Origin of the sequence: Mesorhizobium sp. M0136 (genome assembly GCF_040322515.1) — a bacterium.
GTDB lineage: Bacteria > Pseudomonadota > Alphaproteobacteria > Rhizobiales > Rhizobiaceae > Mesorhizobium.
Genome location: NZ_JAMYTP010000001.1, coordinates 171,161 through 188,117, shown reverse-complemented (window position 1 = coordinate 188,117; position 16,957 = coordinate 171,161). Strand labels below are relative to the sequence as shown.

Genomic DNA, 16,957 nt, shown 5'->3' with positions numbered 1-16,957 from the left:
GTATGACCGATCACGTCGTCAGAACTCTCACCGATCCGTCCCTGCTGATCGCACTGCTGGTCGGCATAGCGGTGTTTGCGACCGTCTTCACGCTGCTGCCCGCCTTTGGCGGGAACCAGCTCAAGGCGCGCATGAAATCCGTGGCGCTGGAGCGCGATGAGCTGCGCGCCAAGCAGCGGGCGCGGCTGGCAATCGAAGCCGACCGCCGCCGCAAGGGCCTGCGCGAAGAACAGTCGGTCGGCATGCGCAATATTGTCGATCGCCTGGATCTCAGGCGTGCGCTGGCGGATGAAGGTACCTTGCAGAAATTGAAAGTGGCGGGTTTTCGCGGGCAAAATCCGCTGACGCGCTTCCTTTTCTTCCGTCTCGTCCTGCCCTTCATCGGCTTTGCATTGGCGGCGATGTATCTGTTCGTGCTCGGCGGATTGCCCGAGCAGCCGTTTTTCGTGAAGCTGTTCGTGTGCATCGTGGTTGCCTATGCGGGGTTCTACGCGCCGGTGCTCTACGTCAACAACCGCGCTACCAAGCGCAAGCAGTCGATTCAGATGGCGTGGCCGGACGCGCTCGACCTGATGCTGATATGCGTCGAGTCCGGCATGTCGGTGGAAGCGGCGCTTCGCAAGGTCGCCGATGAGATCGGCGCGCAATCGGTGGCATTGGCGGAAGAATTCATCCTGACCAACGCCGAGCTTTCCTATCTGCAGGAGCGCAAGCAGGCCTACGAGAACCTTGCAAGCCGAACTGGGCTGGAATCCGTCAGGTCGGTGTCCCAGGCGCTGGTTCAGGCCGAGCGCTACGGCACGCCCGTGGCGCATGCATTGCGGGTGCTTGCCAGTGAGAGCCGCGACATGCGCATGAATGCCGCCGAGAAGAAGGCGGCCGCGCTGCCGCCGAAGCTCACCGTGCCGATGATCCTGTTCTTCCTGCCGGTACTGTTCGCCATCATTCTTGGTCCCGCCGGCATCCAGGTGAGCCAGCGCGGCATCTTCGGCGACCAGCCGAAATCCAGCAGCGAGTAGCACCAGCGGCGTTGCCAGAAACGCTGATACGATTCAGAGCCACGCTGCCGGTGCAGCGCGGCTCTTTGCGTGAGACATGTTGCGGAATTCGCGCGCCGGTTCGCCGGTCGAAGCGGTCAGTTGGTGGCGGGCTTTGCCTTGTCCTGGTCCTTGAGCTGGCTCCAGGCATTCTGCTGCGCCAGCATCTGGCGAAGGTAAGCGACGTTAGCCTGCGCCTGATCTGGCGACAGCTCTTGCGAGGCGATCTTCTCGGCCTCGTCGAAACGGCCTTGCAGACCGACGACCAGCGCGAGGTTCTGGCGAACGCGGCTATCTGCATTCGGCTGCTGGGCGGCCGAGCGCATATAGGTTTCGGCCGTGCGCAAATCGCCTTCCAGCACGTACGACATGCCGAGATTGGAAAGGATCGACGGTTCGTTCGGCCTGAGGTCAAGCGCCTTGCGATAGCCTTGGCGCGCCTCGTCCTTTTGGCCCAGCTGGTCGAGAATAGCAGCTTCCGCCGACACCAGTTTCCAATCAGGATATTCAGGAGTCTGCGCGCGGCGCACGGCATCGAGAGCCGGTTCGAACTGTCCGTTGGCGGCAAGTGCCTTGCCATAGGCGGCGAGCACGTCGCGGTCCTTCGGCAAGGCGATCGCCAGCTTGCGCATCACCGCAAGCGATTGGTCTGCGTCGCCGTCCATCTGCAGCGCCGCGGCATAATTTGTCGCGATGCGCTTGTCGCTGGGGTTTTTCGCATAGGACTGGCCGAGCGCCATCGTAGCGTTGTGCAGTTCGCCCGCCGACATTGTTTCCAGCGGCCTGCCGCTTGGACGAGAAATCGAACCAGTCGTCAATTTGCTGGTTCCGCAGCCAGCGACGCCTGCGGCAAGCGCCATCATCAACGCCGTGCTGATCAGCCTGTTTGCGCTGGCGTTCATCCTGCGGTTGGTCAGCATCGGCACCAAGGCTCCGTTCATCGCGTGACCATTTGCGTGGTCATCTTCCCTCCCGCAGAAATATTCTGTTAACCCTAACGGAGAGTTAAGAAACGCCGACTCGGAAACCCGGAGACCAGCGAATGCCTGTCGAACTCGTCGAGAAAGAATTGAGCAATGCGCTGCCGGTCCATCTGGTGGCGAAGGATGCTCTGGCGGCAGCGGGCCTTGCGCCATCCTCGGTCGCCTGGGCCAAGGCCAACAGCTTCTCCGGCGAAGCTGGCAGGACGCTGATCGTGCCTGGCGACAACGGCGCGATTGCCGGAGCCCTGTTCGGCACCGGTGATGACGAGGGCGCACTGGCCATCGGCGCACTGGCGAGAGCCTTGCCCGCGGGCGACTGGCATTTTGCGTCGGCACCCGCCAAGCCGGAGCTTACGGCACTCGCCGTGGCGCTCGGCGGCTATGTCTTCACCCGCTACGGCAAGAAGCCAGGCAAGAGCCTTCGCCTCGCGCTGCCGGCAGGCACAGACGCTGCCCGCATCCGCCGCATCGCCAATGGCGTTTTCCTGGCGCGCGATCTGGTCAACACGCCGACCAGCGATATGGGCCCCGGCCAGCTGGAAAAAGCCGCCCGGACCTTGGCCGCGACGCACAAGGCCGAAATATCGGTGACCAAAGGCGACGATCTTCTTACCGCCAACTTTCCGATGATCCACGCCGTCGGTCGGGCATCTGCCGACGCGCCGCGCCTGATCGACATGATTTGGGGGCCGAACAATGCCCCCAGGATAACGCTGGTCGGCAAGGGGGTCTGCTTCGATACAGGCGGTCTCGACATCAAGCCGTCCTCGGGCATGCTTTTGATGAAGAAGGACATGGGCGGCGCTGCCAACGTGCTGGGCCTCGCTTCCATGATTATGGCCACCGGGCTGAAGGTCCGGCTACGCGTGCTCATCCCGGCTGTCGAGAATTCGATAGCCGGCAACGCCTTCCGGCCAGGCGACGTGCTGGTGAGCCGCAAGGGCATCACCGTCGAAATCGGCAACACCGACGCCGAAGGACGGCTGGTACTCGCCGATGCCTTGGCCTTGGCCGATGACGAAGAGCCGCAGATGCTGGTCGATATGGCGACGCTGACAGGCGCTGCCCGTGTTGCGCTCGGTCCCGACCTGCCGCCGTTCTACACCGGTGACGAGGCGCTTGCATCCGAGCTGGCGGACGCCTCCGTTGCGGTCGAGGATCCGCTATGGCGCATGCCGTTGTGGAAGCCCTATGACGCCAAGCTGGCGTCGAAGGTGGCCGACATCAACAACGTCACGTCAGACGGTTTCGCCGGCTCGATCACCGCGGCGCTTTTCCTGAAGCGCTTCGTGGAAAAGACCGCCGGCTGGGCGCATGTCGACATCTTCGCCTGGAACCCGTCCGACCGCCCGCACGGTCTTGCCGGTGGCGAAGCGCAAGGCATCCGGGCGCTGGAGCAGGTCATTTCGAACCGCTACGCTTGATTCTTGGGCATAGCCGACGAAGGTATTGACTGAAACGGAACCGAAACAATTTTCAGTCATGCTGGACGGATGTCGATTATCATGCGTCCAAGCCAGGCCTTGCGACTATGGCAACAGGTGGTGTTATCCGAGGTGCGTGACGACGCGCCCGATCTCACCATGCGCCAGACGGCGATCCTGTTCACCATCTATCTCGATCCGCCGCCACACACGGTGCGGGGGTTAGCCGCCCGCCTCAACGTCACCAAGCCGGTGATCACCCGTGCGCTCGATACGATGGGGGCGCTGAAACTGGTGTCGCGCCACCGCGACGAGCTCGACAAGCGCAACGTGCTGGTCAGGCGTACTGTCGAAGGCGCGCTCTTTGTCGAGCGCTTTGGCGATGTTATCATTGCCAGAGCCCAAGAGTTGCCGATTTGAACGAGTTGCCGATTTGACCGCCAGGGATGCCCGCCTCCATGCCTTCCGCTCCGATCTCGCCGACGCCAGGCTGAAAGGCGAGGTTTCCGCCGACCGTTTCGTCGCCGGCCGGCCGGCTCGCATATCAGCCTCCGTCGCTGACATCCGCAGGGCGCCGCGGCCGGACGCCGGCGTCGATACCCAGCTTCTGTTCGGCGAAGACGTCCTCGTCTTCGAGAACGTTGGGGGCTGGGCCTGGATACAGGCCGAGCGCGACGGCTACGTCGGCTATGTCGCCGACACGGCACTGGGCGCGCGGGACCATGCGCCGACCCATGTCGTTTCGGTGCCGCGCACGTTTCTCTATCCAGGACCCGACTTGCGCTTCCCGGTGAGCGGGCAGCTCTCGATGGGATCGTTGGTGACGGTGACGGGCTCAGCGGAAACGCGCGGCACGCATTATGCGCTGTTGCCGTCCGGCCAGGCGGTCATATCGGGTCATCTCAGGCCTGTCGCCGAGGCGGCCGCCGACTACGTTGCCGTTGCCGAGAGCTTTCTCGGCACGCCCTATTTGTGGGGCGGCGCCTCGGGCTTCGGCATCGACTGTTCCGGCCTGGTGCAGCTTGCGATGCGAATGGCCGGCAGGCAAGTGCTGCGCGACACCGACATGCAGGCGGCGACCATCGGTGAACCGCTCGATCCCGGGCCGGATCTTGCCGGGTTGCGGCGCGGCGACCTGGTCTTCTGGAAAGGCCACGTCGCGATCATGACGGATCCGGAGACCATGATCCACGCCAACGGCCACACCATGCTGGTGTCGCGCGAAGGACTGAGGGAGGCGGTAGCCCGTATCGGTTATCTCTATGGCGGCCCGACCGGGTTTCGCCGGCCCTAACGCGAATCGATCACCTTTTGTTCTGATTCTGCTTGGCGATTGCGCATCGCCGCGCTACCTCTGGCACGTGACAGAGCAGCCGCGCCTTGCCCAACAGAATGCCGCCGTCGTCCTGCCCGAGCCATTCGTCAAATGGTTTGCGGAAAAGGGCTGGTCGCCGCGCGCTCACCAGATCGATTTGCTGGCCAAAGCCCAGGACGGGCAGTCGGTATTGCTGATCGCCCCGACCGGCGCCGGCAAGACGCTGGCCGGGTTCTTGCCATCGCTGACCGAACTGGCCGGCCGACCGAGGAGAAGGCCGGGGCAGGCGCATCGAGGCATCCATACACTCTACATCTCGCCGCTGAAGGCGCTGGCCGTCGACATCGAGCGCAATCTCGGCAAACCCGTCGCAGAAATCGGGCTGCCGGTCACCGTCGAGACGCGCACCGGTGACACACCCGCACACAAGCGCCAGCGGCAGAAGCTGGCGCCGCCCGACATCCTCCTGACCACGCCCGAGCAATTGGCGCTGCTGATTGCCGCGTCCGATGCCAGGCGCTTCTTCGAGGACCTGCGCTATGTCGTGCTCGACGAATTGCATTCGCTGGTGACCTCGAAGCGCGGGCATCTCCTGTCGCTCGGGCTGGCCCGGCTGCGCTCGTTTGTGCCCGCCCTGCAGACGATAGGCCTATCGGCGACGGTCGCCGAGCCCGACGAATTGCGGCGGTGGCTGGTCAGCCAGAATCCACCAGGGCCGATGGCCGAACTGATCGTCGTCACCGGCGGCGCCAAGCCCGACATATCCCTTCTCGATTCGGAGGAGCGCGTGCCGTGGGCGGGACATTCGGCCCGCTATGCAACGCCGGAGATCTACAACGAGATCAAGCGCCACAAGACAACCCTGCTGTTCGTCAACACACGCAGCCAGGCGGAGCTGCTGTTCCAGGAGTTGTGGCGGGTCAACGAGGACACATTGCCGATCGCGCTGCATCACGGTTCGCTCGATGTCGCCCAGCGCCGGCGCGTCGAAAAGGCGATGGGCGAGAATGCCTTGCGTGCGATCGTCGCCACCTCGACGCTCGACCTCGGCATCGACTGGGGCGATGTCGACCTGGTCGTCCATGTCGGCGCCCCGAAAGGTGCCAGCCGGCTGGCGCAGCGCATCGGCCGCGCCAACCACCGTATGGACGAGCCGTCCAAGGCGATCCTGATTCCGGCCAACCGCTTCGAGGTGCTGGAATGCAGGGCGGCGCTCGATGCCAATTATCTCGGTGCCCAGGATACGCCGCCGCTGGTCAATGGCGGGCTCGACGTGCTGGCGCAGCATGTGCTGGGCTGTGCCTGCGGTGCGCCGTTCCATGCCGATGCGCTGTTTGAGGAAGTGCGAACGGCAGCACCCTACGCCGATCTCGATCGGCCGACATTCGATCGCGTCATCGATTTCGTCGCCACTGGCGGCTATGCGCTGAAGAACTACGAGCGCTATGCCCGCATCCGGTTGAACAAGGACGGACTGTGGCGGGTCTCAAATCCTCGCGTCGCCCAGCAATACCGGCTTAACGTCGGCACCATCATCGAAGTGCCGGCGCTCAACGTCCGCTACGTCCAGCCCGGCAGCAGAGGCGCGGCTTCGCGTGGCGGCCGGGTTCTGGGCAAGATCGAGGAGGCGTTCCTCGAAACGTTGACGCATGGCGACACCTTCATGTTCGCCGGCAAGGTGCTGCGCTTCGAAGGTATCCGCGAGAATGAGTGCTTTGTCTCGAATGCACCCGGCAGCGACGCCAAGGTCCCGTATTACGGTGGTGGCAAATTCCCGCTTTCGACGTACCTGGCCGAACAGGTTCGCGCCATGCTGGACGATCCGCAGCGCTGGAAGAAGCTGCCGGAGCAGGTCGCCGACTGGCTGCGTTTCCAGGCCGACAAGTCGGTGCTGCCGAAACGCGACGATCTGCTGATCGAGACTTTTCCGCGCGGCAATCGCTACTATCTGGTGGCCTATCCGTTCGAGGGCAGGCTGGCGCACCAGACGCTCGGCATGCTGCTCACCCGCCGCCTCGACAGGGCGGGAGCCAAGCCGCTCGGCTTCGTCGCCACCGACTATGCGCTTGCCATATGGTCGCTTGCCGATATGGGCCGGATGTTCAAGGCGAAGAAACCGTCGCTGGCAGCGCTCTTCGACGAGGACATGCTGGGCGACGACCTCGAAGCTTGGCTCGCCGGCAGTTGGTTGTTGAAGCGCACCTTTCGCAATTGCGCGCTGATCTCGGGATTGATCGAGAAACGCCACCCGGGCCAAGAGAAGAGCGGCCGCCAGGTGACCGTGTCGACGGATCTCATCTACGACGTGCTGCGCAGCCATGAGCCTGACCATATCCTGCTGCAGGCGACGCGTGCCGACGCCGCGACCGGTCTGCTGGATGTCAGCAGACTTGCCGAGATGCTCTCGCGCGTCCAGGGTCGAATCATGCATAAGAACCTCGAGCAGATATCGCCGCTCGCCGTGCCGATCATGCTCGAGATCGGCAAAATGCCGGTGCACGGCGAGGCCGATGACACGCTGCTGATGGATGCAGCCACGCTGGTCGAGGAGGCCATGGGGACGAAATGACTGTCGCGCTAGCCATGGCTGCACCTCTGGCGGAGGTGGGCTCTGTCGATATCGCCGGCGAACGCGCGGTCTGCGACCGCCGCGGCGTGCTCTACTTTCCCGAATTTCGGCTTCTGGCCGTGTCCGACCTGCATCTGGAAAAAGGCTCTTCGCTGGCCAGGCGCGGCATGCTGATTCCCCCTTACGACACCGGAGCCACGTTACTCCGCTTGCAAGCGGTAATCGCCGACTACCAGCCTTCGATCGTCATCAGCCTGGGGGACAGTTTTCACGATGGCGGCGGCGCTGCGCGCATGCACGCAAGCTTTCGCGAAAGGCTGGAAGGCCTGATGGTTGGGCGCGACTGGTTCTGGGTCACCGGCAATCATGATCCTGAAGCACCGGCCGACCTGCCCGGCGAGACCGTGCGCGAATTGGCCATCGGCTCTCTGCTCTTCCGGCACGAGCCTTCGGCGGTAAGGGTGGAGGGCGAGATATCAGGCCATCTGCATCCTTGCGCCCGCATCGTGCAGCAAGGCCGCTCGGTGCGGCGGCGCTGCTTTGCTGGCGATGGCGGCCGCATGATCATGCCGGCCTTCGGCGCCTATACCGGCTCGCTCAATCTGCTTGATCGCGCCTATGCCGGGCTGTTCCGCCGTGAAACGCTGATAGCCTACATGCTTGGCACCGAACGCATCTTCGCGATTTCCCACGCGATGCTCAGGCCGGGCTGAACCTACCTGCCGTAGTACAAAGTGACGGTGTGCTTGGCCTCGGCGAAGAACAGCCAGCGCTCGACCAGCATGCCGGCGAGTTGGGCGATTGTGGCGAGCATCGACGAAACCGCCGCATAAGGCCACGGCAGGGCGAACGCCGCCACCAACAGCAACGTAGGCAAAGCAAAGGCCAGCACCTGCGTGATCTGGCGTAGCCGCACGCTGTGCTTGCGCGCGATGCGGAAGCCCATCTCCTTGAGCAAGTAGTTTTCCTCGGTATGCGGCCATTCCATCGACCGCACCATGCCGCCGGCCAGACCCGTCGCCGTGTTGGCGGTGGTCGGGATTTCCAGCCGGTCGTTGTACCGCCAGGTCGCCAGCTTCCAGCCCCAGCCGAGCACGGTCAGCAATAGGGCAGCCGCGAGAAGCGTATTCGAGCCGACGGCAAAACCCTGCAGCAGCGCATTGAGCAGCACGCAGCCGGTCATTGCCGAAAAGATCAGATAGCCGGACAGGGTGAAGCGGCTGTGCCATTGGGCGATAGGCTTCAACGACGCGTAGATCATGCCGGTGGTGCAGACGGTTGCGACCGCGCCGATGGCAGCGAGCAGCCCGGCGACAGCCACCCAGCCGCTCGTACGGCCGAGGACCACCCAGCCAATACCGAACAGTCCCGCCGGCATGAACGTCGCAACCGACGCAACGCCTTCGCGTGACAACCAGGAGCTTCGCCATTGCGAGAAGGCACGCCAGGCGCGTTCGGGACGGCCGAGATGGCCGGCCGACGACAGCAGGCCTGCCGAGATCAGGCCAAGCGCCAGCCCCATGCCGGTGAGGCCAAGCCAGAAATCGGGCGGGATAAAGCCCTGTCCGGCGAGCACGCCAAGGAGTGCGAGCAGGCCGTAACCCGCGCCCGTGGCGGTGGTGAAAAAGACGACGGAAAATGCTGGATGCATTGAGACGCGGGTTAGTTCGAAAGCATGCGGTCGACCCAGCCGAGGAAGCCGCCTTCGGCCCGCACCGCTTCAAGCGCCGGCGCCGGCACCGATGCGGCGCGGGTGGTGTGGGCACGTGGCGGCAGATATTTGTTGGTCGGCTTATAGCCCATTTCCGGCATCAGATCGACACCGCCGCGCTCGGCCACCAGTTGCGAGATAGCCGATGCCGGATCGCCCAGATCGCCGAAATGCCGCGCGCTGGTCGGGCAAGCAGCGACGCAGGCCGGAACGCGATCTTCTTCCGCCAGATTGTCGTTGTAGATACGGTCGACGCACAGCGTGCATTTCTTCATTACGCCGACATCGGTGTCGAACTCGCGCGCGCCATAGGGGCAGGCCCAACTGCACAATTTGCAGCCGATGCACTTGTCCTCGTCGACCAGCACAATGCCGTCCGAGGCCCGTTTGTAGGAGGCGCCGGTCGGGCATACGGTGACGCAGGCCGGTGTCTCGCAATGCAGACAGGAGCGCGGGAAATTGACTGTGCGCCCACCCATCTCAGTCATGTGCTCATAGCTGTGCACGCGGTTGAACCAGACCCCGTCGGCGTCGCCGCCATAAGGATCGATGTCGGTCAGCGGCGCCATGTGTCCGCCGGTGTTCCATTCCTTGCAGGCGGTGACGCAGGCCTGACAGCCGACACAGGTATCGAGATCGATGACCAGGCCGAGCTTCTTGTCGGTTTGGGCGGGAAGGCAGGTCATGGTCTGGCAGCTTCTCTTTCCCGGCGGAACTCTGCGCCGTAAGTGAGCTTGTCAGGCGAGGGTTCGAAATGCGGTGGCTGCCGGAACCGTTCGAACTGCGGCTCGGTGAAGCCGGCTTCCTCGGCCGCGCATTTGACGATGCGCACGCGCAGGTCGAACCACGCCGCCTGGCCGGTCACCGGATCGGAATTCGAATAACGTTTGCCGCTGGCATCGGCGGAGGTCTGGTCGCCGATGATGTGGTTGAGCAGGAAGCCGCGATTGGATTCGGCCGCGTCATCCTTGAGCCCCCAGCTGCCGCGACGCTTGCCGATCGCATTCCACGTCCACACCGTATCGGCGTTGACGCCGTCGACCAGCTTGATCTGTCCTTTGACCTTGCCGTTGATGCTCTCGATCCACACCCAGTCGTTATCGACAAGCCCGAGGCTGGCGGCGGTCCGGTGATGCACGAACAGCCGGTTCTGGCTGGTGATCTGCCTTAGCCAGGCATTCTGCGAGCCCCAGGAATGATACATGTGCATTGGCCGCTGCGTCAGCGCGTGCAGCGGATAGGCTTGGCTGTCAACCGCAGTCTCTTCGAAGGGCGCATACCAGAACGGCAGCGGATCCATATAGGTCTCGATGCGGCTACGCTCGGCTTCCGGCGGCAGCACCCGGCCATGGCCGCGTGCCGCCAGGCGGAAGCGCTGCATCGGCTCGGAATAGAGTTGGAACACGATCGGCTCGGCTTTCGGGGTGAAGCCCATGCTCTCCGCGAAGTCGAGATAGGAGCGGTTGGCCATCTTATAGTAGCGCTGATCGGCGGCGAAATCCTGGTGCCAGAAGCCGCCGTTGTCGATGTAGCGCTGCAACTGGTCGGGATTGACGTCGCCCTTGCCGACCAAGGTCCCGTCCTTGCCGCGCCAGCCGGCGAGTGGACCGACACCTGGCGTACGCTCGTGATTGACGATGTAGTCGGCATAGTCGCGGTATTTGGCGGAGCCGTCGTCATCGACGAAACCGGGCAGACCGAGCCGCGCGCCGAGTTCGATCAGCACCGTCTGGAACGGCCTGACGTCGCGGTCCGGCTCGACGACGGGATGGCGGATGGCGTCGCCCGGACCGTCGGCGTGGCTGATCGGCCGGTCGAGCAGACTGATACAGTCATGACGCTCGAGATAGGTCGTGTCCGGCAGCACCAGATCGGCAAAAGGCACGGTCTCGGAATAATAAGCGTCGGAATAGATGATGAACGGGATCTTATACTCGCCCGACGCATCGATATCGGTCAGCATCGCCATCGTCTCGACCGTATTCATCGACGAGTTCCAGGCCATGTTGGACATGTACATGAACAGAGTGTCGATATTGTAGGGATCGCCTGCCCAGGCGTTACGGATGACCGTGTGCATGAGCCCATGGGCGGCCAGCGGCGCGTCCCAGGAGTATGCCTTGTCGATACGAACAGGCCTGCTGCCTTCATCGATCAGCAGGTCCTCAGGTCCGCAGACGAAGCCGAGCGGCATGCCTTCGAGCGGTGTCATCGGCTTCACATTCTTGCCGGCGGGCTTTGGACCCGGCGGCGCGGACCGCGGATAAGGCGGTTTGAAGCGGAAGCCGCCCGGCACGTCCACCGTGCCGAGAAGCACCTGAAGCAGATGAATGGCGCGGCAAGTGTGAAACCCGTTCGAATGGGCCGAGATGCCGCGCATCGCATGCATCGACACCGGCCGACCCTTGATGGTCTTGTGCCGGCGGCCGGCCCAGTCCGTCCAGGCCACCGGCAGTTCGATTTGCTGTTCGAAGGCGACATGAGCGAGTTCTGCAGCAATGCGTCGGATCGTGTCGGCGGAGATGCCGCACCGGTCAGCGACGGCGTCGGGTGAATAGCACTCGTCCAGATAGCGTTCGGCGACGAGTTGGAAGACCGGCACGCAGCGGCGGCTGTCGACGAGAACGTTGCCGGTCAGTGCGGGCTTTGCGTCGGTATCGCCGGCGTCGACAGGCGTCTTCGCCACCCTGTCCCAAGCCAGCGGATTGCCGTCGGCGTCGCGCAGGAACAGCCCGTCATCGGCGGCTCCAGGCTCCTGAATGACCAGGATGTGGGCGTTGGTGTAGCGCAAGAGGTAGTCGAGATCGACGCGCCCTGCCTTCAGCAATTCGTGGATGAGGGCGAACACAAACAGGCCGTCGGTGCCGGGCCGGATGCCGATCCAGTCGTCGGCAATCGCGTTGTAGCCGGTGCGGCAGGGATTGATTGAAACCACCTTGGCGCTGCGCGCCTTGAGCTTGCCGAGGCCGATCTTGATCGGATTGGAATCATGGTCCTCGGCAACCCCGAACAGCATGAAATACTTGGTGTTGTCCCAGTCGGGCTCGCCGAACTCCCAGAACGAGCCGCCAATCGTGTAGAGGCCGCCGGCTGCCATGTTCACCGAGCAGAAACCGCCATGGGCCGCGAAGTTCGGCGTGCCGAACTGGCTCGCCCACCAACCGGTCAGCGATTGCGACTGGTCGCGGCCGGTGAAGAAGGCGAGTTTCTTCGGATCGGTCTGGCGGATGTTCGAAAGCCGCTCTGTCGCGAGCGACAAAGCTTCCTCCCACTCGATCTCGCGGAACTCGCCCGAGCCGCGCAGTCCGGTGCGCAGCAATGGTTTCGTTAGCCGGGCCGGGCTGTAATGCTGCATGATGCCGGCGCTGCCTTTGCCGCACAGCACGCCGCGATTGACCGGATGATCCTTGTTGCCGTTGATGTAGCGGACCTTGCCATCTTTGATATGGACGTCGATGCCGCAGCGGCAGGCGCACATATAGCAGGTGGTCTTGGCGATGCTGTCGGAGACATCAGGCGAAGTATCGACGCCGTCGCGTTCAGCGGGCGCTCGCGTATCGGCAAGCGGCCGTTGTGATGGTGCCGAATTAGCTCCGCGCAGCAGGTTGTTGGTCATGATCCGGTGATGCTCTTGCGCCCCGCGAACTTGGCTCTCGTCTTCGGGCCTGGGCCGCGCATGTAATGCTCTTCCGGGCGATAGCGTTCACCCAAGAGCCGCCGCCGCAGGCTGCGGGTCCAGTGCGCAAACACGGATTTGAACCGCCCCACCAATTCTACCCTCGACTGCTCTGGCGCGACTTTTTTCCAATTTCGAGCCAAAATTTAGAACAAAGCGACCGATCCGTCTAACAACTTGCTCTTGTAATTCCAATCGGATTTGCTTCTTAGTGTCGGAATGACCCTGGACCAGTTGCGGATCTTCGTCGCCGTCGCCGAACGGGCGCACATGACCAAAGCGGCCGAGTTGCTGGGCATCTCACAGTCGGCCGCATCCGCCGCGATCCGCTCGCTCGAACAGCAGCATGGCGTCCAGTTGTTCAACCGCGTCGGCCGCAACATCGAGCTCGCCGAAACCGGACGCCGATTCTTGCCCGAGGCCAAGGCGGTCCTCGAGCGGGCTGCGGCCGCCCACAACGTGCTGGAGCATGTCTCGCAAACGATCACCGGCAGTCTCTCGATAGCTGCCAGCCAGACGATCGCCAGCTATTGGCTGCCGCGCCGGCTCGCCTCTTTCCACGAAGCCTATCCTGCCGTCAGGCTGAGCGTGAGCATTGGCAACACCAGGCAGGTCGAGACCGATGTACTTGATGGCGCAGCCGATTTTGGCCTGGTCGAGGGGCGCACCGAATCCGACATTTTGCGGCGTGCCAAGGTCGATATCGATCGCATGATGCTGGTCGTGGCGCGCTCGCACCCTGAGATCGCGGAAGTTTCGCCTGGACATCCCGATCTTGGCGGGCTTCGCTGGATCATTCGCGAAGGCGGTTCGGGCACGCGCGAGGCGCTGGAGGACCTTGCCCGACGCGACGGGATTTCGTTCGCGGACCTGCAGATATTCCTGGTATTGCCGAGCAATGAGGCTATTCGCCAGGCGGTCGAGGCCGGCTCCGGCGCCAGCATCATCTCGGAACTCGTCGTCGCACGCGCGGTCGCCGAAGGTAGCCTACGTTCTGTGCCGGTCGATCTGCCGAAGCGCGAATTTGCCATGATCACGCATCGCGACCGGCAGCCAAGCCTGGCCCAGATGGCGCTCAAGGCGCATCTTGGCGGCAAAGCTGAGATACCCGCGCCGCTTTAAGCCGATCAGCCGAACTTCCGCTGCGCGTCGAGCGCCAGCCCAAGCCCGACCGAGCCGAACACATCGCCTTCGATTACCGACGCCTGCGGCACCAGCGCCAGGATCCGCTGCCTGGCCAGCGGGGTCGCGGTCGATCCGCCGGTCAAGAACACCGCGGTGATGTCCGAGGCCTTCACCTGTGCGTCGCGGATGGTCTGCTGGACCGTAGCCGCAACACGCTCAATGTCCCTGGCTATGGTGGCTTCGAGACCCTTGCGCGTGATTTCTGCCGTGAACCTCACCTCCGGCAGCGCGACCTCGACATCGGCCGACGAACGGTCCGTCAGCTCGATCTTGGCCTTTTCGACCAGCGCCGCCAGCGCGTGGCCATAACGATGCTCGACGATGTGGATGAAGCGGTCGACCAGGTCTGCGCGCTCCGCCTCATAGCGGATCTGGCGCAGATGCGTCATCGCCCTCGCGGTATAGACCAGATTGATGCGCTGCCACGTCGCCAGGTCGATGAAGTAGCTCGCCGGCAGATTACGTTTGCCATCCTTGGTCAGTGAGAGATAGCCGAGCTGCGGCATCACATGGGCGATGCTCAACAGCCGGTCGAAGTCGGTGCCGCCGATGTGGATGCCGCGGCTGGCCAGGATGTCGTCCTTGCGGTCAAGCGAGCGGGCGCGCTCGGGCGAGACGCGCACGATGGAGAAGTCGGACGTGCCGCCGCCCATGTCGACGATCAGCGCCAGTTCCTCGCGCGTCACCTTTTGTTCGTAGTCGAGTGCCGCGGCAATCGGTTCGAACTGGAAGGCGATGTGCTTGAAGCCGTGGGCACGAGCGGCATTTTCGAGTTCGTGCTCCGCCTTCGCGTCAGCCTGGGCATCGTCGTCGACGAACTGCACGGGCCGTCCCAGCACGACGCTGTCGACCGCGTCATGGGCTTCTTCTTCCAGCTTCTTTTTCAGATGGCCGACGAACAGGCCGACAATCTCCATGAAGCCGATCGAGCGCGCCTTGATGCGTGTCTTTTCGTGGGCGAGCGAGCTGCCGAGCACACTCTTCAACGAGCGCATCAGGCGGCCTTCGATACTGTCCGTATAGTTGGCAAGGGCGCGTCGCCCGAAATAGGTGCGGTTGTCCTCGAAATTGAAAAACACCGCACTGGGCAGCGTGACCTGGCCGTCTTCCAACGCCACCAGCCGCGGCTGCCCGTTCCTGACCACGCTTACGGTGGAATTCGAAGTGCCGAAGTCGATCCCGGCGAATGCTGGTCGCATCGTGCGTTCCTGTATTTCTGATTTGGGGAGCAGCAGCTCGTGTCCGGTCGGGCCCGGGGGTCGCGGTCTAACCCATACCCTCGGAAAGGGAAACCACTTTTACGAGAGTTCAGTCTTTCCTGAAGACCAGTCTTCCGAGCCAGCCTGTCAGCATGGCCAGCGATACGGCAAAGACACCGTAGAGGAACGAGTAGTCGTGGGCGACGCGGAAGATCGATTGTTCGAAACCGGACTTGCGGATTTCGAGCTGGGCGGAGCTTTCCTTGATGAACAGGCCGCTCTTGAACAGGAAGGCGCGGGCCTTGTGGGTGCCGACCGGAACGTTTGGGGCGAGCCTGACGGTGGCGCGGAACAGGTTCTGCGACAGGAACTGCACACCGCCGACATTCTCGCTGTAGAGGCCGGTCGCCGCCTTGCGTTCGCGCAGCGCGGCGGTGAACTCCTCGATTGTCGCCGGGCTGTCGCCGGCGTCGGCCGGCTGCAAATAGAGGTTCGAGGCGCCAAGCGACAGCTGCTTGTAGCTGTTCGGATCGGTGACGTCCTGCAGCGGCCGCGTCGTCGCCACCGAATAGGAGACAGGTACGTTTTTGAAGGTCTCCGACTCCAGATTGACCCAGACGCCGAGCACCCGGTCCTTGCGGCGCACGACGACCGGTCGGGCCGGGCCTTCCAGCACGACGATCACGTCGTAGCGCCCTTGCCGCGCGACAAGCGGATCCGCATTTTCCAGCGAGCCGAAGATGGTAAGGTCGGCGCCGGAAAAGCCGGCGGTAATCGAGACATTGTCGGTCGAAAGCCCGATCTGGATATTTTCGGTCAGAGGCGCCTGCGCCTTCGCCGGTGGCGCAGCCGCCAGCAGCGACAGCAAGGCGGCGGCCGCGAGCGTCCTTAAGCCAGCCATCAGCTCAGGCCCACGCCGGACAGCGAATAGAGATTGGGCGGCGTGACGAAGAGATCGATTGCAAGCCGGATGGCGACCGCCAGTACCAGCAGCGCCAGCAGCGCCCTGAGTTGCTCGCCCCGCAGCCGCTGACCGGCCTTGGCGCCATATTGCGCGCCGGCTACGCCGCCTGCCATCAACAGGAAAGCGAGCATGACGTCGACGGTCTGGTTGGTGGTGGCGTGGACCAGCGTGGTGTAGGCCGAGGTGAAGATGATCTGGAACAGCGAGGTGCCGATGACGACGTTGGTAGGCACTTTCAAAAGGTAGATCAGGGCCGGCACCATGATGAAGCCGCCGCCGACGCCCATGATCGACGACAGGAAGCCAATCGCCGCGCCCAGCCCAAGCACCGGAATGACGCTGACGAAGAGCTTTGAGGCCCTGAACCGCATCTTCAGCGGCAGGCGGTGGATCCAATTGTGCTGGCCGGATTTCTTCAACACCGGTGCGGCGCCGCTGCGAGTGGCGCGCAATGCATTGACACTCTCGACGAGCATCAGTCCGCCGACAGTGCCGAGCAGCACGACGTAGAGCAGCGAGATAAACAGGTCGAGCTGGCCGAGCCGGCGCAGGAGCGCAAAGACATAGATACCACCGGTCGAGCCGACGATGCCACCGCCTAAAAGCACGCCGCCAAGCTTGAAGTCGAGCGTGCCGCGCTTCATGTGCGACAGGGCGCCGGAGAAGGAGGAAGCGATGACCTGGTTGGCGCCGGTGGCGACCGCGATTGCCGGCGGTATGTTGTAGAAGATCAGCAGCGGCGTAATGAGAAAGCCGCCCCCCACGCCGAACATGCCCGACAGGAAACCCACCGCCGCACCCATGGCCAGCAGCACGAAGATGTTGACGGAAATTTCCGCGATCGGGAGATAGATGCCCACCCGTCAGTCTCGATCAGTTTGCCTCCTGGCGAAT

At 63.4% G+C, this 16,957-nt stretch carries 14 protein-coding genes; 7 read left to right on the top strand and 7 right to left on the bottom strand.

What is annotated here, in order from left to right; translation table 11 throughout:
- The first annotated feature begins 2 nt into the window (after positions 1-2).
- Positions 3-1,019 (top strand): type II secretion system F family protein, encoded by a 1,017-nt coding sequence (locus NKJ35_RS00895; protein ID WP_254816298.1) that lies wholly within the window; start codon positions 3-5, stop codon positions 1,017-1,019.
- 116 nt (positions 1,020-1,135) lie between these two features.
- On the opposite strand, the gene NKJ35_RS00890 is transcribed toward NKJ35_RS00895, so the two are convergent.
- Complete coding sequence (locus tag NKJ35_RS00890) at positions 1,136-1,957, bottom strand: tetratricopeptide repeat protein (RefSeq protein ID WP_254816398.1); 822 nt, start codon at positions 1,955-1,957, stop codon at positions 1,136-1,138.
- 122 nt (positions 1,958-2,079) lie between these two features.
- On the opposite strand from NKJ35_RS00890, the gene NKJ35_RS00885 reads away from it, so the two are divergent.
- The 5 genes from NKJ35_RS00885 (at position 2,080) to pdeM (ending at position 8,041) form a co-directional block, all read left to right on the top strand.
- On the top strand, positions 2,080-3,444 hold the full coding sequence (locus tag NKJ35_RS00885) for a leucyl aminopeptidase family protein (RefSeq protein ID WP_352644366.1): 1,365 nt from the start codon (positions 2,080-2,082) through the stop codon (positions 3,442-3,444).
- Between the two features lie 69 nt (positions 3,445-3,513).
- On the top strand, positions 3,514-3,864 hold the full coding sequence (locus tag NKJ35_RS00880) for a MarR family winged helix-turn-helix transcriptional regulator (RefSeq protein WP_023676939.1): 351 nt from the start codon (positions 3,514-3,516) through the stop codon (positions 3,862-3,864).
- Positions 3,865-3,877: 13 nt separating this feature from the next.
- The gene (locus tag NKJ35_RS00875; RefSeq protein WP_352644364.1) at positions 3,878-4,738 is read left to right on the top strand and encodes a C40 family peptidase; all 861 of its coding nucleotides are present in this window, start codon (positions 3,878-3,880) and stop codon (positions 4,736-4,738) included.
- A 67-nt stretch (positions 4,739-4,805) separates the two neighbouring features.
- Positions 4,806-7,328: a ligase-associated DNA damage response DEXH box helicase gene (locus NKJ35_RS00870; RefSeq protein ID WP_352644362.1), complete on the top strand. Its 2,523-nt coding sequence runs from the start codon at positions 4,806-4,808 to the stop codon at positions 7,326-7,328.
- Positions 7,325-8,041 carry a ligase-associated DNA damage response endonuclease PdeM gene (pdeM, locus tag NKJ35_RS00865; RefSeq protein WP_352644360.1) on the top strand — a complete coding sequence of 239 codons (717 nt, stop codon included), beginning with the start codon at positions 7,325-7,327 and terminating at the stop codon, positions 8,039-8,041. The genes NKJ35_RS00870 and pdeM overlap by 4 nt, the downstream gene beginning before the upstream one ends.
- A 2-nt stretch (positions 8,042-8,043) precedes the next feature.
- Here the strand turns inward: pdeM and NKJ35_RS00860 are convergent, their stop codons facing one another.
- Genes NKJ35_RS00860 through NKJ35_RS00850 form a run of 3 tightly spaced genes read right to left on the bottom strand, consistent with a single transcriptional unit; the run spans position 8,044 to position 12,655 of the window.
- The gene (locus tag NKJ35_RS00860; protein WP_352644358.1) at positions 8,044-8,979 is read right to left on the bottom strand and encodes a dimethyl sulfoxide reductase anchor subunit family protein; all 936 of its coding nucleotides are present in this window, start codon (positions 8,977-8,979) and stop codon (positions 8,044-8,046) included.
- 11 nt (positions 8,980-8,990) lie between these two features.
- Positions 8,991-9,725: a 4Fe-4S dicluster domain-containing protein gene (locus NKJ35_RS00855; RefSeq protein WP_254816304.1), complete on the bottom strand. Its 735-nt coding sequence runs from the start codon at positions 9,723-9,725 to the stop codon at positions 8,991-8,993.
- Positions 9,722-12,655 (bottom strand): molybdopterin oxidoreductase family protein, encoded by a 2,934-nt coding sequence (locus NKJ35_RS00850; protein WP_352644356.1) that lies wholly within the window; start codon positions 12,653-12,655, stop codon positions 9,722-9,724. The genes NKJ35_RS00855 and NKJ35_RS00850 overlap by 4 nt, the downstream gene beginning before the upstream one ends.
- Positions 12,656-12,934: 279 nt before the next feature.
- Here NKJ35_RS00850 and NKJ35_RS00845 point away from each other — a divergent pair, with 279 nt between their 5' ends.
- Entirely contained in the window at positions 12,935-13,837 is a 903-nt protein-coding gene (locus NKJ35_RS00845) for a LysR substrate-binding domain-containing protein (RefSeq protein WP_352644354.1), read from the top strand.
- A gap of 5 nt (positions 13,838-13,842) precedes the next feature.
- Here the strand turns inward: NKJ35_RS00845 and NKJ35_RS00840 are convergent, their stop codons facing one another.
- The 3 genes from NKJ35_RS00840 to NKJ35_RS00830 all read right to left on the bottom strand — a co-directional run bounded on the left by NKJ35_RS00840 (position 13,843) and on the right by NKJ35_RS00830 (position 16,923).
- Entirely contained in the window at positions 13,843-15,099 is a 1,257-nt protein-coding gene (locus tag NKJ35_RS00840) for an Hsp70 family protein (protein ID WP_352644352.1), read from the bottom strand.
- A gap of 109 nt (positions 15,100-15,208) precedes the next feature.
- Complete coding sequence (locus NKJ35_RS00835) at positions 15,209-16,000, bottom strand: TIGR02186 family protein (RefSeq protein ID WP_352644350.1); 792 nt, start codon at positions 15,998-16,000, stop codon at positions 15,209-15,211.
- Positions 16,000-16,923, bottom strand: coding sequence for a sulfite exporter TauE/SafE family protein (locus NKJ35_RS00830; protein WP_254816309.1), 924 nt, complete (start codon positions 16,921-16,923; stop codon positions 16,000-16,002). Before NKJ35_RS00830 ends, NKJ35_RS00835 begins: the two co-directional genes overlap by 1 nt.
- Between the last annotated feature and the right edge of the window lie 34 nt (positions 16,924-16,957).